The sequence below is a fragment of the Nonlabens arenilitoris genome (assembly GCF_002954765.1).
GTDB classification, from domain to species: Bacteria; Bacteroidota; Bacteroidia; order Flavobacteriales; family Flavobacteriaceae; genus Nonlabens; species Nonlabens arenilitoris.
The window spans coordinates 3,044,997-3,066,415 of record NZ_MTPW01000001.1 but is presented as its reverse complement, the minus strand read 5'-3'; the positions used below and the strand labels follow the sequence as shown (position 1 = coordinate 3,066,415).

Sequence of the window (21,419 nt, the reverse complement as noted above, 5' to 3'; positions counted from 1 at the left end):
ATTTGTACAATAATCCTTTTGCTTTCTAATAGCCTGTTTGCACAAACAGATTCTATCTCTGCTCCAGAAAGTAGTCGGTTAAGAAGGAACGTTACAGATCTATTTATACAGCGAGGTGCACCCATTGGTGATAATTATATAGGCAATGGCTTAAGTGGTGGTTTAGGCTTTGGTATTCGCACACAGGCATATCTTTATAAAGGTCTTTATATAGGTGCAGCCTTATCAAATGATTTTATGAAAGTTAACGATGTAGAAGTCGTTGGTAATTATGATAGAGCTACAAAATTCAACGCATACCTGTTTGCTGGATATGATTACCGTTTTACTAATTTATGGCATATTACTGGTGACATAGGAATAGGATATAGCCAAAATAAGAATCGTCAAACAACAGCTCAAGGTGGCGCAAAATTTAGGGATAGTGGAACTCTATTCAGGTTAACGACTAGTATTGAATACGAATTTACACCGGCCATATCTGTTTTTGCTAGTCCTAGTTTTGAAATGGTAGATTATAAAATAGCGACAGCTCCAGCATTGAGTAATACATTTAATAATGGTAATTATTTTAATGTTGCCATAGGAATAAGGATTAGTGATAATATAGCGAGTATCGACCGATTAAAAAGAGATATCGCTAGGATAGAGGCTATACCCGAGGATCAACGTGGTGGAGTACAGCGTATCCGTTTGAAGATTTATAAAAAGCGTCTTGCTAGAAGATTAGCAAGAAGGAACTAAATTACAGTAAAGTAATTATAATAGCTAATGGACCTACAGGTGAATGAATTTGTAGCATATTTTAATTTTTTAAAGGAATTAATATTCTAAATTTAAGTTTCTAAAATTATTTATACTATGCGATTCTTTTTCGTACTACTTTTTCTAAACGCTTTTATCTTACAAGCTCAAGAATTATCCGGACAACAATTGCTAGATAAGGCGATTCAACATCATGATCCTGATGGAAACTGGCAAACGTTTCAAGATTATTTTCAAGTAACTATGACTACTCCTAGGAATTCTGATCGCGTCAGTAATATAGAAATAAATCTACCAGCGCAACGTTTTGCGTTGGTTGCAAATCGTGATAGTATCACAACCTCTTACGTTGTTGAAAAAGGAGAAGTCACTGTTCTTAAGATTAATGAGAAGAAGCCTATATCTCAACTAGAAACCACAATTAAAGATGAGGAACGAGCAGTCTTCATGAAAGATTATTACACCTATCTCTACGGATTACCTATGAAGCTAGAAGATCCAGGAACCATTATTACAGATAAAGTCGAGCGTAAAACTTTTAACGGAAAAGAATACCTGGTGCTCGAGGTGATGTATGATGAAAATGTAGGTAGTGATGTGTGGTACTTTTACTTTGACCCTACGACCTATAAAATGGAAATATATCAGTTTTTCAAGCGTGATCAAAAAGGTGATATCGATAGAACTAGTGGTGAGTACATTCTGCTATCAAAGAATCACGAAGTCAACAATATCAATATGCCTAAAGTGCGCAACTGGTATTACAATAAAGATGATAAGTTCTTAGGAACGGATGTAATAACGAATTAATCACTCATCCATCAATAACCCTAAAATATCAATCGCCGCTTCACTGATTTTAGTTCCAGGACCAAAGACTGCAGCAACTCCAGCGTCAAATAAAAACTGGTAATCTTTACGTGGAATCACGCCACCTACAACGATCATAATGTCTTCACGGCCGTATTTTTTTAGCTCATCCATTACTTGAGGAACTAGTGTTTTATGTCCTGCCGCTAAAGAACTTACACCTAAAATATGTACATCATTTTCTACAGCTTGTTTTGCTGCTTCAGCTGGTGTTTGGAAAAGTGGACCTATGTCTACGTCAAAGCCTACATCGGCATAACCAGTAGCGACTACCTTTGCTCCACGATCATGTCCGTCTTGTCCCATTTTAGCAATCATAATTCTAGGACGACGACCTTCGTTTTGAGCAAATTGGTCGGCTAGTTGTTGCGCTTTCGCGAAAGCAGGATCATTCATAATCTCTTTTTTATAAACTCCTTGAACACTTTTAATTTGTGCACGATATCTTCCATAAACAGATTCCAGTGCATCTGATATTTCACCGAGAGTAGCGCGCTCTTGGGCTGCAATTACAGCAAGTTCGAGTAAGTTACCATTTTTGCTTTTAGCACAATCTGTTAGGTTCTCAAGCGCTTTCTGAACCTTTTCAGTATTACGAGTAGCTTTTATGTCCTTTAAACGATTCACTTGCTCGATACGTACCGCAGCGTTATCCACCTCAAGTGTATCAATAAGATCCTCATCGGGACTAGGATATTTGTTGACTCCAACAATGGTGTCAATTCCAGAATCAATACGTGCCTGCTTTTTTGCGGCAGCTTCTTCAATACGCATTTTTGGAATTCCAGCTTCAATCGCTTTGGTCATTCCGCCGAGCTCTTCAACCTCTTCAATGAGTTCCCAAGCCTTGTGAGCTATTTGATTTGTTAAAGACTCCACGTAGTAAGAACCAGCCCAAGGATCTACTGTTTTAGTAATTCCAGTTTCTTCTTGTAAAAACAGTTGCGTGTTACGTGCTATACGTGCGCTAAAGTCTGTAGGTAATGCAATAGCTTCATCAAGTGCGTTTGTGTGTAAACTTTGCGTACCACCAAAAGCAGCTGCAGCAGCCTCGATAGTCGTACGCGCCACATTATTAAATGGGTCTTGCTCAGTAAGTGACCAACCAGATGTCTGGCAATGTGTTCTTAGTGCTAGAGACTTGGCATTTTTAGGATTGAATTGTTTAATAAGTTTAGCCCATAGCATACGTGCCGCACGCATTTTGGCAATTTCCATAAAGTGATTCATTCCTATGGCCCAGAAAAAGGATAGTCTAGGAGCAAAAGTGTCGATGTCCATTCCGGCAGCGAGTCCTTTGCGCACATATTCAAGTCCATCAGCTAGTGTGTAAGCAAGCTCAATGTCACTTGTGGCTCCAGCTTCATACATGTGGTAACCGGATATAGAAATCGAGTTGAACTTAGGCATGTTTTTACTGGTGTATTCAAAGATATCTGAGATAATTTGCATACTAGGAGATGGCGGATAGATATAGGTATTCCTCACCATAAATTCCTTAAGTATGTCGTTTTGAATCGTACCGCTTAGTAATTTAGGATCTACGCCTTGCTCCATCGCCGCTACTATGTAGAATGCCATAATAGGTAATACCGCGCCATTCATAGTCATAGAAACCGACATCTTATCAAGCGGAATCCCATCAAATAAGACTTTCATATCCTCAACACTATCGATAGCAACTCCAGCTTTCCCCACATCACCAACTACACGATCATGGTCAGAATCATAACCTCTATGAGTTGCCAGATCAAAGGCGACAGATAAGCCTTTCTGTCCAGCAGCGAGATTACGTCTATAAAAAGCATTAGATTCTGTTGCGCTAGAAAAACCTGCATATTGACGTACGGTCCATGGACGTCTTACATACATAGTAGAGTAGGGACCACGCAAATTAGGTGCTAGTCCAGCCACATAATTTAAATGTTCTAAATCAGCAATATCATCTTTAGAATAATATTTTTTAATATCAATTCCTTCAGATGTTTCATAAGCTGGTATATCAGCATTTTGAGACGTAGCAAAATCGAAATCGATTGTTATTTGTGAGATATCTTTTCTTTTCATTACATCTGTGCTTTTTCAATAGACTCTGCTAATCGGGTAGGAACAATAGGTGCTATCAATGTTTTACGAGGATTTGCTTTTACAAATGGATATAGTTCATACTCATCTTGTAGTGGCATATCAGCGTTAGGATACTTATTTACGCCTACCATAATTTTCTTTTGATTATCTATATCATTTAATTCTTGAGTGGCACTTTCTTTAATTTTACGTTGTATGGTGCCTTCAAATAATGATTGTACAAAACCGCCACCACGTTCTATCGTTTTGAAAAGCTCAATTGCTTTTTCAGTGAGTTGTTTTGTTAGTGTGTTGATGTAGTAAGATCCATCTGCAGCATTGTTTATTTTTTCTAAATATGCTTCATCTTTTAAGATACGTAGTTGATTGCGCGCTATGCGATCTCCAAACTCATTTTCCTTATTAAAGAACTCATCATAAGGTAAATTATATACGGTATCTGCACCACCTAAAACGGCACTCATACATTCTGTCGTGGTGCGTAATAGGTTTACATTGTAGTCAAGTAATGATTTATTTCGATGGCTTGGACTTGCTGTAATATAGCATTTTAAGTCAATACTATAGAGGTTGCCTATAGCTTTGGTTATTAACCGATATGCTCTATATTTTGCTATTTCCATAAAGTAATTACTACCTATGGTGGTGTCAATGTTAATCCTTTTTTCTGCTTTCGCGTAAGCGTCATAAACACCTGCATCATGCTCTTTACTGGTATCGCAATAGTGATTTAAATACTCGTTTAAATGCGCGGCATAATAGCCTAATTCTTGAGTTGTAGTAGCTCCTGCGTTTTGATACAAACTCGTGTTTACAGTGAACTGAGAAAAGTATCCTGAGAACGATTTAATGAACTCAGCATAGTTGTAATGATCCTTTTTTAAATCATTGAACCAGTTTCCATCACTTGCTAATTGATTGATTATATCAATGTGCACGTAAGCTTTTGGGTTGATACCATGCACCTGTTTTATATAATCCAAATCCATAAATTGTGGATGGATTTGAATTCCATATTCTGGTAATCCTTTAAGTAAAACCGTTGGGTCAATTTCTTTATTAGGTATAACAAAAAGTACACCTTCACTACCGCGTTTTAAAACGTCTTTTGCTTTTTTGTTTGCTGCCGTGGCATTACCAGCATAGATTCTTTGCGAGATAAACCAGTTATCTGTAGCGCGAGCAGGAATGTTTAATTGTGGAGCACTGTCACTGTGATATATTGGTTTAATATCGATTCCACTATTAGTTTTAGTGACTAAGGTCTCGTTATAGTCAGCACCTTTAAGGTCCATCTGGATTTTTTGTTTCCAGGCCGTTTCTGATACCGGTTCAAAATCTTCAAACAATCGATTACTCATTTGTGTCTTTTTTTAAGGAATCTGCGTGCTGTATGATAAACACTTCTTCATTTTCTCGTTTCATTAAATAGCGTTCACGGGCAAATTTTTCAATACCAGCGCTATCTTTCAATGCTTTAATTCTATTTTGATCTTTCTGAATACCGCGTTTATAGAAATCGACATTTTGTTCTTTTTCTGCAATTTGTTGATCTAGTTCTCTATGCGAGGTTAGCCAAGCATTTGCATCTAAAAACAGAATCCATATCACAAATATGATACTGATAAGTACGTACTTATTAGTAAAAACTTTCCAGTATTTATTCTGTTTTAATTGATTCCACTTCATTATGTGAAATTTAAGAAAATTCAGCTAATCGCTGGTCGATTATACCTCTTAAGATTTGAACACCTACTGTATTAAATCTATTGGTAGGTATAATCACATCTGCATAGGCCTTAGTAGGTTCTATAAACTGCTGATGCATGGGTTTTAAGGTATTTTGATAACGATCTAGAACTTCTGTAAGATCACGTCCACGATCTGCGATATCTCTCTTTAATCTACGTATTAAGCGCTCATCACTATCACAGTCTATGTAGACTTTAATATCAAAAAGGTCTCTTATACGTGGTTGTGTAAGGATTAATATACCTTCAACGATGACTACTTTAGAAGGTGCTGTTTTAACAACCTCACCAGTACGATTGTGCTCAACAAAAGAATAAACTGGTTGATCAATTGTTTTTCCTTCTTTAAGTTCTAGTAAGTGTTTTTCTAGTAATTCAAAGTCGATACTGCCAGGATGATCAAAGTTGATTTTTACACGTTCTTCATAACTTAAATGAGAAGTGTCTTTATAATAGGAGTCTTGAGAGATAACGTTTACATCGTGATCTGGATAAGTATGTACCATCTGGTCTACAACTGTGGTTTTCCCACTTCCAGTACCACCAGCTATTCCTAATATAAGCATTTGATTTTTTTATTTGTGCAAAAATAGGTATTTGAACTCGAATTTAAACTCCAAGTATAATGTGAACTTCAATTCATTTTTTGATTTAATTATGACTAATTGAATCTAGTGATTTATCAAAGCTTATTCTTCATGGCCATCATACGCTGATATAAAGTAGGATGCGAATAATTGAAAAACACATATGCTGGATGCGGTGTAAGATTACTTAAACTGGTTTTGTTTAATTTTTTTAAGGCAGTGATGAGTGGTTTACCATAATAGGTATTTTGTGCATATGCATCAGCCTCGTATTCAAATTTTCGCGAAAGCGAACTCATCACAATTCCAGTAATCGTAGAGATAGGCGAGTAGAGAAGACCAAAGGCTACTAGACCAACGTGAAATGATGGTATTGTAACACCTAGTGCTTGAGATAAAGTAATACTATCTACAAATAACGAAAATAGCCATAGTGTAAATCCTGTCGTTACTGTACTAGCAATGAGGTTATAAATGATGTGTTTTCTTTTATAATGACCTACCTCGTGTGCGAGTACGGCAACTATTTCTTCTTCAGTTAGTTTAGATATTAAGGTATCATAAAGTGTAACCCGTTTTTCACTACCAAAACCGCTGAAATATGCATTTGCCTTAGTAGATCGTTTGCTGCCGTCAATCACAAAAATTTTATCGAGTTGAAAGCCTACTCCTTGTGCATAATTTGCAATTGCGGCTTTTAAGGAACCTTCATCTAGTGGTGTTTGTTTATTAAATAATGGTACAAACCATCTAGCATAAAACATATTCATTAATAGCGATATTGCAAATATTAAAATCCATACATACCACCAAAAGTTTTCTCCTGCCCAGTTATAACAAACTATAACTAGCGATAAGATTGCGCCACCTAAGATTGCTGTTAATAACCAACCTTTAATCTTATCAATGATAAAAGTCTTAAGTGTCGTTTTATTGAAACCAAATTTTTCTTCAATCACAAAAGTAGAATAGTAGGAGAAAGGTAGCGAGATGATCTCGCCTGCTGCTGCAATTACAGTAAAGAATAATAAGCCAACTAGTATATCGTGATTTACTAAAGTACGAGCCCAACTGTCTATTATAGCAAATCCATCATAGAACAAAAAAATCAAAATAGCTGTGAATGAAACACTACTGCTAATCAAACTGAATCTGTAATTGGTCTTTTTATATTCTTGAGATTTAGTATACTCATCAGCATCATAAACATCATTCAATTCTTGCGGTATATCTTTAGAATACCAGGTATAATTAAGGTAAGCTAATAGTTGATCTAATATAAAATCAAAAACAAGTATTCCTATAATAAGATAGAACAATGAAATTGCGTCCATGGATTAATTTTTCACAAATGTAATGGTAAATAAGAAGCTTTTAATTATTTAAAATCGCGCTGTCTTTTGGCCTCAAATATCAATATGGCTGCACTCACTGATAGGTTCATAGAGTCTATTGCACCACTCATAGGGATAATTATGTTTTTCAAGGCAGCATCTCGCATTTCTTGAGATAATCCAGTTGCCTCAGTACCCAGTGCAATGGCGCTACCGGTAGTATAATCCATGACATCATAGCGTTCACTAGTTTGTAAAGTAGCTGCATATAAGTTGATGTTTTTTGACTTTAAGAATTCCACTACTTCGCTCGTTGTACCTGTTGCAACAGGAACGGTAAATACACAACCTACACTAGATCGTACTACATTAGGATTAAAAAGGTCTGCCACAGGATTTGCGATGATAACGGCATCCACTTTTGCAGCATCTGCAGTTCTTAATATGGCACCTAGGTTACCAGGTTTTTCTGGTGATTCTGCTATTAAGATTAAAGGATTTTCAGATAGCTTTAAATCTTGTAGTTGTTGAGATTTTGCTTTAGCAAAAGCGATAACGCCTTCAGTACCGGTTCTGTAAGCTAATTTCTCATAGACTTCTTGGGTAACTGATATAACTTCTGGCTTGCTATTGATATTTATTTTATTATAGATATCATTAGCCTCAAAATCTTCAGTATTTAAAAGGATTGATCCACAAACTAGTAATTGTTGTAACTCAAAACCACCTTGATCGCACAGCATAATCTCGCGTTGCCCTTCTACAAGAAAGAGTCCTTCCTTTTTGCGTGCTTTACTCTTACGTTGCAATAACTCTGCATGACGTATAATGGCGTTGTGTGGACTAGTAATATGTTTCATTAACACAAAGGTAAGTGGATTTTAAGTGATATTTAAAACCATAATAGAATCTTTTAAATAGCACCGAATGCTAATTTTTAGTCAGTTTTTCTTATTGAATTATTGATTTTGAATATCTATTATAGAATCTCGTAAACTATGTTTAAACTATCTTTATAGTAAATTAAAAACTATGAATTTTCACACTAGAAAATGGATTAAACCTGAAGATTTAAACCCTAATGGAACCTTATTTGGTGGACGATTACTGGAATGGATTGATGAAGAAGCCGCACTCTATGCTATTATCCAAATCGAGAATCAAAAAGTTGTAACAAAATATATGAGTGAGATCAACTTTAGAGCCAGTGCAAAACCTGGTGACATTGTTGAGATAGGATTAGAGGTCAATAAATTTGGTACATCATCTATAGACCTGAAATGCGAGGTACGTAACAAGATGACTTATGAAACGATAATTACAATCGAAAATATTATTTTAGTCAATCTAGATGAAGAAGGTAAGCCTCTAGCACATGGAAAGACAGAAGTTGAATATCAATCTGACCGGATGAAAAAGAAAGGCTTTTAAGCCTTTATATGATCATCATTCAGGTACTTTTCTTCCATCCAGAAAGTGCCAAAAGGAACTACGGACATGACTAGCACAATGAGTAAAGTTTTAAAACTCCATTTGTTTAACTGTCCAACTATAATAGCAACAACGATATAGGATAGAAAAAGGACACCATGCGCCATACCTACTATCTTATTAGGTAAAGGCATTTCTGCTAGGTATTTCAATGGCATAGTAACAAAAAGGATTAATAAGAAAGAATATCCTTCGGTAATGGCTAGGTATTTGAAAAACTTGTTCATAGCAGTTAATTATAGATGCAAAGATAAGCGCTATCAATTTTTATACTGCTTATTATGATTTTAAAAGCCTGTATTGTTGGTAAAATATTTGTTAAAATAGAAGTAGATGGAGCTGCGCTATTATCTTTGTCAATTCAATAAAATTTAATGACTAGTAAAGACGTGAAAATTCATATTATAGGTGCTGGTGTCAGCGGATTAGCTGCTGCTATTACTTTAAAAAAAGCTGGATATAATGCTCACATATTAGAACAGTCTACTACAGTAGGTGGTCGTGTTAAAACCACTATGAATGGCTCAATGAAGCTAGATCATGGTTTTCAAGTATTGCTAGATGAGTATCCAGCGGCAAAGGAATTTCTAAATCTAGATTCATTAAATCTAGTAAAATTCTCTCCTGCATCCATTGTTTTTATTGATGGTAAAAAACACCTTATAGGTGACGCACAGCGTGATATGAGCTTTGCATGGAGTACACTTATCGCTGGTGTAGGTAGTGTGAGTGATAAATGGAAAGTTTTTAAGCTTTCGCGAAAGCTAAAACAGAAAAATCTAATAGATATATTTAATAGTCCAGAGAAAACCACTTTAGATTATCTCCTTGATTATGGTTTTTCTAAAAAGATGATTGACTGCTTTTTTAAGCCTTTTTACACAGGGATTTTCTTAGAAACTGAATTACAAACAAGTAGTCGAATGTTTGAGTTTGTGTTTAAAATGTTCAGTGAAGGAAATGCAACTATTCCTGCCGCAGGAATAAAAGCTATACCAGAACAAATGGCTGGTCAACTAGACGGACAAATTAAATTAAATACCACCGTTAAAGAGGTCATTGCAGATAAGATTTATCTAGAAAATGGTGAAATACTTCATAGTGATTATACGGTCATCGCTACACCTGCAGATGTTTTAGTTCCTAACCTACCTGAGTCTGGTAAAGAGTGGCACAGTGTACAAACTTTATATTATGATACTGATGAGCATGGTTTTGACCAACCTATCATAGGTTTAATAGCTGGCGAGGATTGTTTGAGTAACAATTTTCATTTTTTAAATGATGTTTTTGAAAATCATCCTAAAGTAATAAGTGTAAGTGTAGTTGCAAAACACAATCTGACAAAAGATCAACTTGAGGAACGTGTTCGTAAAGAGCTTATTGAACAAGCAAATATTAAGGCTGGCGACTTGATTAAAATGATGGAAATTAAAAAGGCATTGCCTACTTTTGATAGCATTCAATATGCTATGAACCCTACAGAAACTCAACTTACTCAAAACATCTTCTTAGCTGGTGATCAATTGAGTAATGGATCGTTAAATGCAGCGATGTTGAATGGTAAGGCTGCAGCGCAAGCGGTAATCAGTAATATAGAGAATGGCATTTTTGTATAATTAGAAATGTCTTACTTCTATAATTATTGATTTAGAAAAATCAGTATGATATACTTTTTCCATGATACTGAATAGCTCTTCAACAATTTGATCAGTTGTAATTTGATTTCGATTGTATTCCTTAGAGTAGTTGGATTTATATTTTAGGTCTTTAAAAAATCCATTTTTAATTAATAGAGAATAATTAGGCTCGATACTTCTCACATCTGATTTATTGATAAAATCTTTACTAGAAGCCTAACAATAAATAGGACGTGACTTCAAATTATTTCTTGACTATATAGCATTTTGAACATAATCTTTTCCAAACTCTTTTACCGTACTTCTATTAATACCACTATCTTCATCTAATATATGAATAAAGTATTATCTTAATTCTTTTATTTGAGTTAATAAATCAAATGTGCTTACGGTTTCATTTGACGTCATTTGATTTTTAGAATGATCTTTTATGAAGTTGCTATATAGGATATAAGCTAATCCACTTGCAATTACTAAAGAACCTACAATGTTAAAAATATAATCCATCACAATTTGACTATCTTGCTGTAGGATCAGCATCTTCATGATTAATATCAAAAACAGATTCTTTTTTACTTCCTAAAATGCTGACACCTTTTTGCATTAGTAGGTTATTAGGGTAAGTGATAGTCTCACCATCATTAGTTTTAAGTACAGTATAAAAACCTTTAATGTCTTCTATCACAGCGGTTACCGGTAAATCTTTATCATGTATTCTAATACGATCACCGATTTTAAAAGGAAAGGCAAAATATAGTATAAAACTAGAGGTTAGGTTACTTAAAATACTCCAGTTTGCAAACAACGCAACACCTATAACTGCAAATGTAGAAGCAAGTGCTGTCCAAAAACCATCTTTAGAAATTCCCCAAACAAAAATAATCGTGATGGTAGATAGGGTCCATAGTAAATAGCCTACATATCTATTAATATATTGACGTCTCAATTTTGATCTATTAAGATCTTTAGAAAGTTTTGCAGCACTCCAAGTTACAAACCGATGTATACCTATGGTCAGAATTAAAATGACTATGGTAAATATTACTTCAGTTCTCGTTAAAAAATCGATCATAATTGTAAACTATCTCTTAGCACCTCATATTCACTGCCTTTTTGCGACCAGTAAGCAGTATTTAAGGTTTTAATTAAAGTCCCAGTAGAAACTGCTGGTTGACCATTATCATTATAACGCTCCATCCAGGATAGAATTTTATATGGTGCTTCTTTTTGTGTTTTAAAAGCTATAATACGGTCTAACTCTTTATATCTAACACTATATAAATAACCATCCTCAATCTCTCTAAAGTTAGCGGTTGCGTCGTAAGCTTTAGTCTCCACATGTTTTAACCTTAAATATTCTAGACTGGGAATTAATTTTAGATCACCAATAGGCATCGCGGTGGGATCTATCCTTAGTTGTATAGGAATTTGATTTTCAGTCATAACCTGTTCAACTTCAAAATAATCTTCCTGCTCAGACTGAAAATAAGAAAATAAACTAACATCATATACCTTATCATATTGATTCAATTGCATATAAGTATGTCCGCACCATTCTTGAATACTAGAAGATATTTTAATTGCATTATCCTTTTTATCTAAAGGTAAAAAGGTGCTACTCATAATAGAGTAGGGATAGATGCCTGTATTAAAATCTCTAGTTACATTAAGTTTCATCACTGGCCTATTATCTTCAGACGGGTTGTCTGCTTTAACTTCGTCTATGATATTAAATGGTTCTGTTACAAAAATCATCACTGATTTTCCATCACGCATTTCCCCATATCTAGATTGAGACAATTCATAACTAGAAATCTCTGCTTTACCATTATACCAGTAATCTTTAAACTCTTGATTTAATGTCAGGTCTTCAAGTGATTCCATACGTTTACTGTTTATATCAGTAGTTGTACTTTTAGTTGATGTGTTTGAATTACAGGATGTTATTAATACGGCTAAAGCGATGTAAAGTAATTTGTGCATAATTTATAATCTTGTAGTAAAGATACTGTTTGTCACTTATTACTCATTTAAAATGCCGTTAACTATTTTATTAATTATTGAGATACTTTATGATTTCTCTAGTACCTATAATCAATTAATTTTCTAAATTTTGTATCTACAAATAAAGACTATGAAAGAAGTAAAAGCATATGGTGCACAAGATAAGGATGCGCCTTTAAAAGAAATGAATATCAACAGACGTGATCTACTAGACAATGATGTATCTATTGACATTATGTATTGCGGTGTATGTCATAGTGATATACATGCAAAACTTAATGACTGGGGAAATGCAAAATATCCTATCGTACCTGGTCACGAGATCATAGGTAAGGTAACAGCCATAGGTAGTAATGTATCAAAATATCAAGTTGGTGACCTAGTAGGAGTAGGTTGTATGGTAGATTCTTGTCAAGAGTGCAGTGCTTGTAAAGAAGATCAAGAAATGTGGTGTGAGAATGGTTCTACCAGTACTTATAACAGTAAAGATCCACATTTAGGTGGTCATACTCTAGGTGGATATTCAAAAGTAATTGTCGTGAGAGAAGAGTTTGTCCTTAAAGTACCTACTAATCTTGATACCAAAGCGGTAGCACCTCTTTTATGTGCAGGTATAACAACTTACTCGCCATTAAAACACTGGAATGTAAAGAAAGGTGATAAAGTAGGAATCGTAGGTTTAGGTGGACTAGGACACATGGGAATCAAATTTGCTGCTGCAATGGGAGCAGAAACAGTAATGATTACCACGAGTGAAGAAAAAGCAAAGGATGCCAAAAGACTAGGAGCTAATCAAGTAATTATTTCAAAAGATGAAAATCAAATGAAAGAGCACAATGATTCTTTTGATTTTATTCTTAACACCATACCGGTAGGCCATGATGTTAATCCATATCTAGCCTTGCTAAAAAGAGATTGTACGATGTGTCTAGTAGGTGCTATTGAACCGTTGGAAAATGTACATGGTGCAAATCTTATTTTGAGAAGAAAAAAATTAGCAGGATCATTAATAGGAGGAATTAAGGAGACTCAAGAAATGTTAGATTTTTGTGGAGAACACAACATCACATCAGATATAGAAATGATTGATATGCAAGATATTAATAACGCCTTTGAACGCGTTCAGAAAAACGATGTAAAGTATCGTTTTGTTATTGATATGGAGACATTGTAGTTTCTCGCTTTCGCGAAAGCGTATTAACGATAATCTTTAAAAACTCAGCATCTATGGTGCTGAGTTTTTTTTTATGCTTGTTAAAGGTTAGTTTTACCAATCAACTATATAAATATTAATGAATTCATTTACTGCTCAACAGATTTGTGATGTGTTAGAAGGAGCCCTTATAGGTTCTACTACCCAAAAAATTACAGGAATAGAAGAAATAAGAAAAGCGTCTAAAACTGATTTGACCTTTATTGGGAATAAAAAGTATGCAAAATTCTGGGCAGATTCTAAGGCATCCATAGCGATAATTAGTGAAAACATAGAATTAGCACCTGGTGATAATCGATGCTTGATCAAAGTAAAAAACGCAGATCTAGCGATGGCAAATATGTTAGAGGCATTTTTACCGCCTACACCTGTTTTTGATACAGATATTCACCCTACCGCTGTCATACATGAAACAGCAAGTATAGGTAAAGGAGTTCAAATAGGTGCACATTGCTACATAGGTAAAAATGTGAAGTTAGGTGATGGTGTTGTCCTGTATCACAATGTAAGTGTATTTGATGATACTATTATAGGACCGCAAACCGTTGCATGGTCTGGAACAGTTATAAGAGAACGCTCACAAATAGGTGCACAATGTATATTTCACAATAATGTAAGTATTGGTGCAGACGGTTTTGGCTATCGTCCAGCAGATGATGGTCGTGGACTGGTTAAAATTCCGCACATAGGTAATGTGATAATAGGGAATGGTGTAGAAATAGGTGCAAATTCTTGTGTAGATAGAGCTAAGTTTAATTCAACGATTATAGGTGACGGTTGTAAAATAGATAACCTGGTCCAAATTGCACACAATTGTATACTAGGTAGATGTTGTATCATGGCTGGACATAGTGGTCTTGCAGGTTCTGTAACTTTAGGTGATGGTGTTATTATAGGTGGTAGTGCTTCTATTAAAGATCACACCACCATCGAGTCTGGTGCTACAGTAGGAGCAGGTAGTGGTGTAATGAATAATGTGGCTGCTGGTAAAACAGTACTAGGTTATCCAGCTACTGATTCTCGAGAAATGCTTAAACAATGGGTTGCATTGCGCAAGCTTGCTAAACAATAATGTGTTTTAATATTACTATTTGACCATGAATCAGTTTGTGAAGTTATTGTTATTACTATTATATGTAAGTGTCTCAAATGCACAAACAGATAAATTGAAAGGATTTAAAGATTATTATCCTATTTCTGTTAGACCTGAGGCCTCAATAGGTCTAGGAAACAACCCTTATGAACAGATTCTTCTTGAAGCAACGCCTGTTGTTTACTATGGCTTTTACAATGACATGCGCCGTTCTTTAAATCAAAATATTATTACAAGCGGCGATGCCGTTTACTTATCATTTCAGCCTCATTTTAGAATATATAATGAAGATTCTAAACCAGTAAAAACACCTAGCTATAAGGTATTGATAGGCTGGCAACGAATTATCAAAACAGACGATGATAATTTTTTAACAGCAGCTATAGAAACAGGCCATTTCAGTAATGGTCAGGCAGGCAGTGCTTTCAGTACTGAGTTTGACGATAATTCTGAAGAAAGTATAGCTATCTATGATAGTATTACTGATGATACTGATCTCGCTGCATTACTTAATAGAAGCACAGGTAATTTCTCTACTAACTTAACTCGATTTAGTTTTAATTATAGATTGAATACGTTTAATGAAAACAACATCCCACAGAAAATACATTCTTTGACTGCGACCTATCAATTGTATCATAATAAGTTTATGGGATTAATTGATTTTGGAGGTTATAATCCTCAAGATATTGACATATATGGTAGACATCAATTTGAATTAGGATATGAATACACTTCCCATCTTAAGAAAATGCGTTTTACATTAAGTCAGCAGTTTGATTATACCATAGGTTCTCATCCATCTAGCGTTCCTTATCGATCAGTTACTACCGGAATTTTATATCCATGGGATAATGATTTAGGTTTTTTCACAAAATTTTCTTTCGGTAGAGATAATTACAATTATCGATTCTTAGATAATTTCCCGAGGTTTACAATAGGTGTAACCTGGGACTGGTTCACTCCATTTGTCATTAAACCTAAAAAACTACAGCTGGATCCACAAGAAGTTTTAAATAATAAGAAAGCCTAACATATTTAACGTTCATATCGTTACAGAATAGACTACTTTTGCGCGCTATAAAAAAGTCGAAAATGAAGCGTATTAATCAGTACAAGAAGATGTTCAATGTTGAAAAAACCATTGACCTTAAAGAACTTAAGAAAAGTTACCGTAATCTTGTAAAAGAATGGCATCCAGATAAATTTCAGGATGGAGATGATAAGAAGGAAGAGGCAGAGGTGATGAGCCGTCAAATAATTGATGGATACCATTTTCTAGTTAGTATCGCACCAGAAACTAAGGAAGCAAATCTTGAAGCCTATACTGAAACTATTACTAATACAGGAATTGAAGACTTTGATCATAAAGGTCAGGTTCTTGAAGTTACCTTTACAGATGGATCAACTTATGAATACTTTGGTGTTCAAAAACCTGTTTTCCGTAAGTTAGTAAATGCAGATAACCGTTACAGATTTGGTAAACGTAACATTTTTAGTAATTATCTTTATCGCAAGTCTAAAAAGGATCAAGACCAAGATCAAGCATAATCATTTCTTTTATATTTTGTTTTATTAGTTCTAACCATGGCAGAATCTAAATCATCTCAACAGCCTTTATCTCCAGAAGAGATACAGCAATGTATTGACATTCTTAATAGATTAAATACTGATACAAATGAGATTTTTGAGATACCTATGGAGAGACGTATCGAACTGATCAAACAAGCAGGATTGCTCTCTAGACCTAGTCGCGATGAATATAAAAGACGCAAGAAAGATGCTGTAAAGGCAGCAAAACGTAAGCAAGCCACTAGAGATAAACATGCTCGTAAAGAAACAGGTATACGTAGTGCGAGAGAAGCAAGTGTTTTTGTAGCACCACAAATTTTATTACAACAAGAATTAGAACAGAAAGATCCAGGTGAATTGAGTACACCTAGAAATTGTTATGTCTGTAAAACCTTGTTTACTAAACTGCATCATTTTTATGATCAGATGTGTACTGATTGTGGTGATTTTAATTATGCAAAACGTTTTCAAACCGCTGACGTAAAAGGTCAGGTTGCTTTAATTACTGGCTCAAGATTAAAAATAGGCTACCATATATCTTTAATGTTATTACGTGGTGGTGCTACAGTCATAGCAACAACACGTTTCCCAGCAGACAGTGCTCTGCGTTTTTCAAAAGAGCCTGATTATAATGATTGGGCTCATAATTTGAAAATTCATGGTTTAGATTTAAGGCATATTCCTAGTGTAGAAATCTTTTGTAACTTTATAGAACAGCGTTATGAAAAGTTAGATATTCTTATCAATAACGCAGCACAAACGGTACGTAGACCTTCTGGTTTTTATGCACACCTAATGCCTAATGAAAACCTCGACTACAGTGAGTTACCACCGTATGCTCAAGAATTACTTAAGGATCATCAAGAGTGTCTTGCAGAAATCAAAGCTCTTTCTCCAGCAGCCTCATCAAATAAAAATATGCCAGTTACATGGCATGGACCAGAGCCAGGAATTGGTTTGAGAGCCAGTGCTCAACTTTCACAAATTCCTTACAGTTTTGATAAAGCCTTAAGTGCTCCTGAAGTATTTCCAGAAGGACAACTCGATGCAGATTTACAGCAAGTTGATTTAAGAAAAACCAATAGCTGGAGATTAAAATTAGGAGAAATAGAAACTACTGAAATGATTGAAGTTCAGTTAGTAAATTCTGTCGCACCTTTTGTACTATGTAACCGCCTGGCAGAGGTAATGAAGAAAGAAAACACCGGTAAAAAGCATATTATTAATGTAAGTGCGATGGAAGGCAAGTTTCATACTTTCTTTAAAGAAGATCGTCATCCACATACTAATATGGCCAAGGCAGCTTTAAATATGTTAACACATACATCTGCAGGTACACTTGCAAAAGATGGAATATATATGAACGCCGTTGATACTGGATGGGTGACTGATGAAGATCCTGCAGAGCTATCAAAACGTAAACAAGAATTACACGATTTTCAACCACCACTCGATATTGTAGATGGAGCAGCACGTGTATTAGATCCTTTATTTGACGGTATAAATACAGGAAAACACTGGTGTGGTAAGTTTCTTAAAGATTACAGACCTATAAGCTGGTAATGGAAAAGAAACCGGCTTTAATCATTTTATCATTTTTTGCAGTTTACGTCTTTTGGGGTTCTACTTATTTGTGGAATAAAATGGCGGTGACAGAACTTCCTCCGTTTATGTTAGCCTCTATAAGGTTTACTACAGCTAGTGCCATTATATTTATCATTGCTATTGCTTCTGGTAAAAAGCTTACGATAACAAAAAAGCAATTTCTCAATACAGTATTAGCAGGTTTTTTGTTTTTGGCTTATGGTAATGGTGTCTTTGTATGGGCGCTAAAATATGTGGATAGCGGTTTTGCCTCACTATTAGCATCTCTACAGCCATTAGTCCTATTATTGATGATGCGCTTTGTGCAACGCAAGGCGTTAAAAATCAAATCTATAGTAGGCGTTTTGTTAGGTCTTATAGGTATGTATTTGTTAGTTAGCCAGAAAGGTTTACAAATGCAAGAAGACAGTTGGATAGGTATACTTATGATCATGACTTGTATTATAAGTTGGAGTGCTGGTAGTTTATTTGTAGCAAAAGCAGACACACCTTCTAATTTCTTTATCACCACCGGATATCAAATGTTAAGTGCCGGCGCTATTCTAGCTATAGGTAGTTGGGCTTTTGATGAAAGTTGGTCAGGACCTATGAGTTGGCAAGTCAATACACAAATTTCTATACTATGTCTCATTCTATTCGGCAGTATAGCGGCTTTTACAGCGTTTAATTATTTACTTAAAGTAGTGAGCACAGAAAAAGTCGCCACTTCTTCATATGTAAATCCTATAATAGCACTATTACTAGGATGGTATTTTCTCAATGAGACTATTACCATTCAATCTATGGCTGCTGCTGCGATCATGCTTACTGGCGTTTATTTTATTAATAGTCGTAAGGTGAGATAGTTTAAAATAGATGGTTTATTGACGCTTTCGCGAAAGCGAAATAACACAACTGTAACAATTGAAAATTACTTGGGTCTTTGAGGAAATCACTAACCAAGATTCATGAAACTCACTCTTTCAATACTTTGCCTATTATTTTTTATTTCTTCATTAGGACAAGACAAAAAAACACTAGTTATAAAACGTACATTAAATACTCCTAAAATTGATGGAGATTTAAATGACGCTAGCTGGCAAAATGCGCAAGAAGCGACAGGATTTACACAGTTCAGGCCTACACCAGGCGTGCGTGATTCTTTATACAATCGTACTGTTGTTAAAATGACATATGATGATGACGCCATATATCTAGCGGCTTATTTATATGATGATCCTGATTTAATTGCTACCCAATTTTCTAGTAGAGATAATTTTGCTTTTTCAGATTTTTTTGGACTAGTGATTAATCCAAATAATGATGCCCAAAACGACACTGAGTTTTTTGTGTTTGCATCTGGTACGCAGGCAGATGCTGTTGCTAATCCTACCATTGGTGAAGATTTTAGCTGGAATGCAGTATGGGATAGCGCTGTAAAAATGCAGGCAGATGGTTGGTCTCTTGAAATGAAAATCCCATATCGATGCTTAAGATTTGATAATAAAAATTTGGATACTTGGGGAATTCAATTTCATCGCAGGTTTAAAAGGACCGAAGCGCAATATACCTGGAATGAATTAGATGTTACAAAGGGAAATATAGGCTTGTATCATGGGCAATTAACAGGTTTAAGCGATATAGATCCGCCAGTAAGGTTAGCTTTTTATCCATTTGTATCTGGTGTTACCCAAATTTTTGAAGGAGTTGCAGAGACTAATTTCAACGCCGGAATGGACTTAAAATATGGAATCACAGAAAACTTTACCCTAGACGCTACTTTGATACCAGATTTCAGTCAGGCAGGTTTTGATGATGTAAGTTTAAATCTAGGTCCATTTGAGCAAACTTTTTCTGAGCAACGACAGTTCTTTACAGAAGGTCTGGACCTTTTTAGTAAAGGGAATCTATTTTTTTCTAGGCGTGTAGGTAACGCACCGACTGGCGATGTAAATTTATCTAGTAATGAAGAGTTAATAGAATATCCTCGAACGAGTAAAGTATTAAATGCAATCAAAGTTTCTGGTAGAACTAAAAAAGGTTTAGGTCTAGGTTTTTTTAATAGCATCACAGAAAAGACATATGCAACGGTAGAAAATACGATTACAGGTGATCGTAGAGAAGAATTAGTAGAGCCTTTTACTAATTATAATATCATAGTTGCCGATCAACAATTTAATAAAAATTCTAGTATCGGAATTATCAACACTAATACGACTAGAAATGGTGGTTTTAGAGATGCAAATGTTACAGCGGTACTCGCTAATATTATAAATAAACGCAATACCTATAACTTGCAAGGTCAAATTAAGATGAGTCAACTTAACTTAGAAGAAGGCAATAGTACTGGATTTAGTAGTTTTTTTAGAGCACAAACCATTGCCGGAAAACACAGATATAATTTTGACCATACTTACATTGATACCCGATTTGATATTAATGATTTAGGTTTACAATTTAGAAACAATCGTAATGATTTTGGCGTTAATTACTCCTATCGAACATTTGAACCTACTGGTAAATGGAATAATATTTATGTGGGAACTTATATAGACTACACGCGTTTAGCAAATCCTAATGTGTTTACAGGTTTGAGATTAGGTGCTGAATTTTCTGGAAATACAACAACCTTAAATAATTATGGGGCTAATCTAAATTTACAACCAGGCAAACAATATGATTATTTTGAACCACGTAAAGAAGGTGCTTATTTTATAACAGAAAATGGTATCAACATGAATAGCTGGTTCAATTCAAATGATAATAAAAAATTGCTATAAGCGCATATTTTGGTATAGAGACCTTGCTAGAGTCAGGACGTGATTATGTGAATTATTGGTTTGGATTCGGTCCACGTATCAGATTCAACGATAGATTTGTAATATCCTATTTTATTGATAGAGAGTTTTATAATGGTGATCGAGGTTATGTTACACAAGTTAATGATGACGTCATTATGGGAGATAGACAGCGTATTGAAATCGAGCAAACACTTAATGCTAATTTTAATTTTAATCCGTATCATACTTTATCTTTAACATTGAGAAACTATTGGGGAACAGTAGATTATAATAGGAATTTATTTATTCTACAGGATAATGGAAGAGTAAATCAATCAAATTATACGGTCAATAATATACCAGATAACCCTAGCATTAATTTCAGTACGTGGAATTTTGATTTGAGTTATTCATGGCAGGTTGCACCTGGTAGTTTCTTAACAGCATTATATCGTAACCAACTTTTTAATTTTGATAATCAATCACAAGTTAGTTACAATCGTAGTATAGGCAATTTACTAGATCAATCTCTCAATCAGACTGTGTCTATTAAACTACAATATTTTATAGATTATAATCGTATACCAACCATGTTAAGAGGTAAAAATAAAAACGAAGTATTTAGTAATTAAAAGATTATAAGCTCA

At 34.8% G+C, this 21,419-nt stretch carries 21 protein-coding genes and 1 pseudogene; 11 read left to right on the top strand and 11 right to left on the bottom strand.

What is annotated here, in order from left to right; translation table 11 throughout:
* The first annotated feature begins 18 nt into the window (after nucleotides 1-18).
* Both BST92_RS13700 and BST92_RS13695 read left to right on the top strand, forming a co-directional pair.
* Nucleotides 19-744 (top strand): hypothetical protein, encoded by a 726-nt coding sequence (locus tag BST92_RS13700; RefSeq protein WP_105071970.1) that lies wholly within the window; start codon nucleotides 19-21, stop codon nucleotides 742-744.
* 117 nt (nucleotides 745-861) lie between these two features.
* The gene (locus BST92_RS13695) at nucleotides 862-1,575 is read left to right on the top strand and encodes a DUF6503 family protein (protein ID WP_105071969.1); all 714 of its coding nucleotides are present in this window, start codon (nucleotides 862-864) and stop codon (nucleotides 1,573-1,575) included.
* Here the strand turns inward: BST92_RS13695 and scpA are convergent, their stop codons facing one another.
* The 6 genes from scpA to BST92_RS13665 all read right to left on the bottom strand — a co-directional run bounded on the left by scpA (nucleotide 1,576) and on the right by BST92_RS13665 (nucleotide 8,255).
* A complete protein-coding gene (scpA, locus tag BST92_RS13690; protein WP_105071968.1) occupies nucleotides 1,576-3,702 on the bottom strand; it encodes a methylmalonyl-CoA mutase in 2,127 nt (708 codons plus the stop codon).
* A complete protein-coding gene (locus BST92_RS13685) occupies nucleotides 3,702-5,084 on the bottom strand; it encodes a methylmalonyl-CoA mutase subunit beta (RefSeq protein ID WP_105071967.1) in 1,383 nt (460 codons plus the stop codon). The genes scpA and BST92_RS13685 overlap by 1 nt, the downstream gene beginning before the upstream one ends.
* Nucleotides 5,077-5,412 carry an FtsB family cell division protein gene (locus tag BST92_RS13680; protein WP_105071966.1) on the bottom strand — a complete coding sequence of 112 codons (336 nt, stop codon included), beginning with the start codon at nucleotides 5,410-5,412 and terminating at the stop codon, nucleotides 5,077-5,079. Before BST92_RS13680 ends, BST92_RS13685 begins: the two co-directional genes overlap by 8 nt.
* A 10-nt stretch (nucleotides 5,413-5,422) precedes the next feature.
* Nucleotides 5,423-6,040, bottom strand: coding sequence for a uridine kinase (gene udk, locus BST92_RS13675; RefSeq protein ID WP_105071965.1), 618 nt, complete (start codon nucleotides 6,038-6,040; stop codon nucleotides 5,423-5,425).
* Between the two features lie 116 nt (nucleotides 6,041-6,156).
* Complete coding sequence (locus BST92_RS13670; RefSeq protein WP_105071964.1) at nucleotides 6,157-7,395, bottom strand: M48 family metallopeptidase; 1,239 nt, start codon at nucleotides 7,393-7,395, stop codon at nucleotides 6,157-6,159.
* A 44-nt stretch (nucleotides 7,396-7,439) separates the two neighbouring features.
* Nucleotides 7,440-8,255 (bottom strand): TrmH family RNA methyltransferase, encoded by an 816-nt coding sequence (locus tag BST92_RS13665; protein ID WP_105071963.1) that lies wholly within the window; start codon nucleotides 8,253-8,255, stop codon nucleotides 7,440-7,442.
* A gap of 172 nt (nucleotides 8,256-8,427) precedes the next feature.
* Between BST92_RS13665 and BST92_RS13660 the strand changes: the two genes are divergently transcribed.
* On the top strand, nucleotides 8,428-8,826 hold the full coding sequence (locus tag BST92_RS13660; protein WP_105071962.1) for an acyl-CoA thioesterase: 399 nt from the start codon (nucleotides 8,428-8,430) through the stop codon (nucleotides 8,824-8,826).
* Here the strand turns inward: BST92_RS13660 and BST92_RS13655 are convergent.
* Nucleotides 8,823-9,113 (bottom strand): DUF3817 domain-containing protein, encoded by a 291-nt coding sequence (locus BST92_RS13655; RefSeq protein WP_105071961.1) that lies wholly within the window; start codon nucleotides 9,111-9,113, stop codon nucleotides 8,823-8,825. The genes BST92_RS13660 and BST92_RS13655 overlap by 4 nt on opposite strands.
* Nucleotides 9,114-9,260: 147 nt before the next feature.
* On the opposite strand from BST92_RS13655, the gene BST92_RS13650 reads away from it, so the two are divergent.
* Nucleotides 9,261-10,505, top strand: a complete 1,245-nt coding sequence (locus BST92_RS13650; RefSeq protein WP_105071960.1) for an FAD-dependent oxidoreductase — start codon at nucleotides 9,261-9,263, stop codon at nucleotides 10,503-10,505.
* On the opposite strand, the gene BST92_RS14950 is transcribed toward BST92_RS13650, so the two are convergent.
* The 4 genes from BST92_RS14950 to BST92_RS13635 form a co-directional block, all read right to left on the bottom strand.
* Nucleotides 10,506-10,709, bottom strand: coding sequence for a hypothetical protein (locus BST92_RS14950; RefSeq protein ID WP_146105166.1), 204 nt, complete (start codon nucleotides 10,707-10,709; stop codon nucleotides 10,506-10,508).
* Nucleotides 10,710-10,871: 162 nt separating this feature from the next.
* A complete protein-coding gene (locus tag BST92_RS13645; RefSeq protein ID WP_105071959.1) occupies nucleotides 10,872-11,066 on the bottom strand; it encodes a hypothetical protein in 195 nt (64 codons plus the stop codon).
* Entirely contained in the window at nucleotides 11,044-11,598 is a 555-nt protein-coding gene (locus BST92_RS13640) for a mechanosensitive ion channel domain-containing protein (protein WP_105071958.1), read from the bottom strand. Before BST92_RS13640 ends, BST92_RS13645 begins: the two co-directional genes overlap by 23 nt.
* A complete protein-coding gene (locus BST92_RS13635) occupies nucleotides 11,595-12,509 on the bottom strand; it encodes a septum formation inhibitor Maf (RefSeq protein ID WP_105071957.1) in 915 nt (304 codons plus the stop codon). The genes BST92_RS13640 and BST92_RS13635 overlap by 4 nt, the downstream gene beginning before the upstream one ends.
* Before the next feature lie 151 nt (nucleotides 12,510-12,660).
* Here BST92_RS13635 and BST92_RS13630 point away from each other — a divergent pair, with 151 nt between their 5' ends.
* From BST92_RS13630 to BST92_RS13600, 7 genes and pseudogenes are all read left to right on the top strand, one after another.
* Nucleotides 12,661-13,704, top strand: coding sequence for an NAD(P)-dependent alcohol dehydrogenase (locus BST92_RS13630; protein WP_105071956.1), 1,044 nt, complete (start codon nucleotides 12,661-12,663; stop codon nucleotides 13,702-13,704).
* Nucleotides 13,705-13,822: 118 nt separating this feature from the next.
* Nucleotides 13,823-14,815, top strand: a complete 993-nt coding sequence (gene lpxD / locus BST92_RS13625; RefSeq protein ID WP_105071955.1) for a UDP-3-O-(3-hydroxymyristoyl)glucosamine N-acyltransferase — start codon at nucleotides 13,823-13,825, stop codon at nucleotides 14,813-14,815.
* Nucleotides 14,816-14,840: 25 nt separating this feature from the next.
* A complete protein-coding gene (locus tag BST92_RS13620; protein ID WP_170061760.1) occupies nucleotides 14,841-15,869 on the top strand; it encodes a hypothetical protein in 1,029 nt (342 codons plus the stop codon).
* A gap of 62 nt (nucleotides 15,870-15,931) precedes the next feature.
* Nucleotides 15,932-16,387 carry a KTSC domain-containing protein gene (locus BST92_RS13615; protein WP_105071953.1) on the top strand — a complete coding sequence of 152 codons (456 nt, stop codon included), beginning with the start codon at nucleotides 15,932-15,934 and terminating at the stop codon, nucleotides 16,385-16,387.
* Nucleotides 16,388-16,423: 36 nt separating this feature from the next.
* Complete coding sequence (locus tag BST92_RS13610) at nucleotides 16,424-17,971, top strand: SDR family NAD(P)-dependent oxidoreductase (RefSeq protein ID WP_105071952.1); 1,548 nt, start codon at nucleotides 16,424-16,426, stop codon at nucleotides 17,969-17,971.
* Entirely contained in the window at nucleotides 17,971-18,858 is an 888-nt protein-coding gene (locus BST92_RS13605) for an EamA family transporter (protein WP_105071951.1), read from the top strand. Before BST92_RS13610 ends, BST92_RS13605 begins: the two co-directional genes overlap by 1 nt.
* Nucleotides 18,859-18,960: 102 nt before the next feature.
* Nucleotides 18,961-21,404: pseudogene (locus BST92_RS13600) on the top strand (DUF5916 domain-containing protein).
* The last annotated feature ends 15 nt before the right edge of the window (nucleotides 21,405-21,419 follow it).

Coding starts and splice junctions, on each gene's coding strand:
- scpA (WP_105071968.1), bottom strand. CDS start 3,702: ATGAAAAGAAAAGATATCTCACAAATAACAATCGATTTCGATTTTGCT.
- BST92_RS13650 (WP_105071960.1), top strand. CDS start 9,261: ATGACTAGTAAAGACGTGAAAATTCATATTATAGGTGCTGGTGTCAGC.
- BST92_RS13665 (WP_105071963.1), bottom strand. CDS start 8,255: ATGAAACATATTACTAGTCCACACAACGCCATTATACGTCATGCAGAG.
- BST92_RS13605 (WP_105071951.1), top strand. CDS start 17,971: ATGGAAAAGAAACCGGCTTTAATCATTTTATCATTTTTTGCAGTTTAC.
- BST92_RS13630 (WP_105071956.1), top strand. CDS start 12,661: ATGAAAGAAGTAAAAGCATATGGTGCACAAGATAAGGATGCGCCTTTA.
- BST92_RS13680 (WP_105071966.1), bottom strand. CDS start 5,412: ATGAAGTGGAATCAATTAAAACAGAATAAATACTGGAAAGTTTTTACT.
- udk (WP_105071965.1), bottom strand. CDS start 6,040: ATGCTTATATTAGGAATAGCTGGTGGTACTGGAAGTGGGAAAACCACA.
- BST92_RS13660 (WP_105071962.1), top strand. CDS start 8,428: ATGAATTTTCACACTAGAAAATGGATTAAACCTGAAGATTTAAACCCT.
- BST92_RS13640 (WP_105071958.1), bottom strand. CDS start 11,598: ATGATCGATTTTTTAACGAGAACTGAAGTAATATTTACCATAGTCATT.
- BST92_RS13620 (WP_170061760.1), top strand. CDS start 14,841: ATGAATCAGTTTGTGAAGTTATTGTTATTACTATTATATGTAAGTGTC.
- BST92_RS13695 (WP_105071969.1), top strand. CDS start 862: ATGCGATTCTTTTTCGTACTACTTTTTCTAAACGCTTTTATCTTACAA.
- lpxD (WP_105071955.1), top strand. CDS start 13,823: ATGAATTCATTTACTGCTCAACAGATTTGTGATGTGTTAGAAGGAGCC.
- BST92_RS13645 (WP_105071959.1), bottom strand. CDS start 11,066: ATGCTGATCCTACAGCAAGATAGTCAAATTGTGATGGATTATATTTTT.
- BST92_RS13670 (WP_105071964.1), bottom strand. CDS start 7,395: ATGGACGCAATTTCATTGTTCTATCTTATTATAGGAATACTTGTTTTT.
- BST92_RS13685 (WP_105071967.1), bottom strand. CDS start 5,084: ATGAGTAATCGATTGTTTGAAGATTTTGAACCGGTATCAGAAACGGCC.
- BST92_RS13615 (WP_105071953.1), top strand. CDS start 15,932: ATGAAGCGTATTAATCAGTACAAGAAGATGTTCAATGTTGAAAAAACC.
- BST92_RS13635 (WP_105071957.1), bottom strand. CDS start 12,509: ATGCACAAATTACTTTACATCGCTTTAGCCGTATTAATAACATCCTGT.
- BST92_RS13655 (WP_105071961.1), bottom strand. CDS start 9,113: ATGAACAAGTTTTTCAAATACCTAGCCATTACCGAAGGATATTCTTTC.
- BST92_RS13610 (WP_105071952.1), top strand. CDS start 16,424: ATGGCAGAATCTAAATCATCTCAACAGCCTTTATCTCCAGAAGAGATA.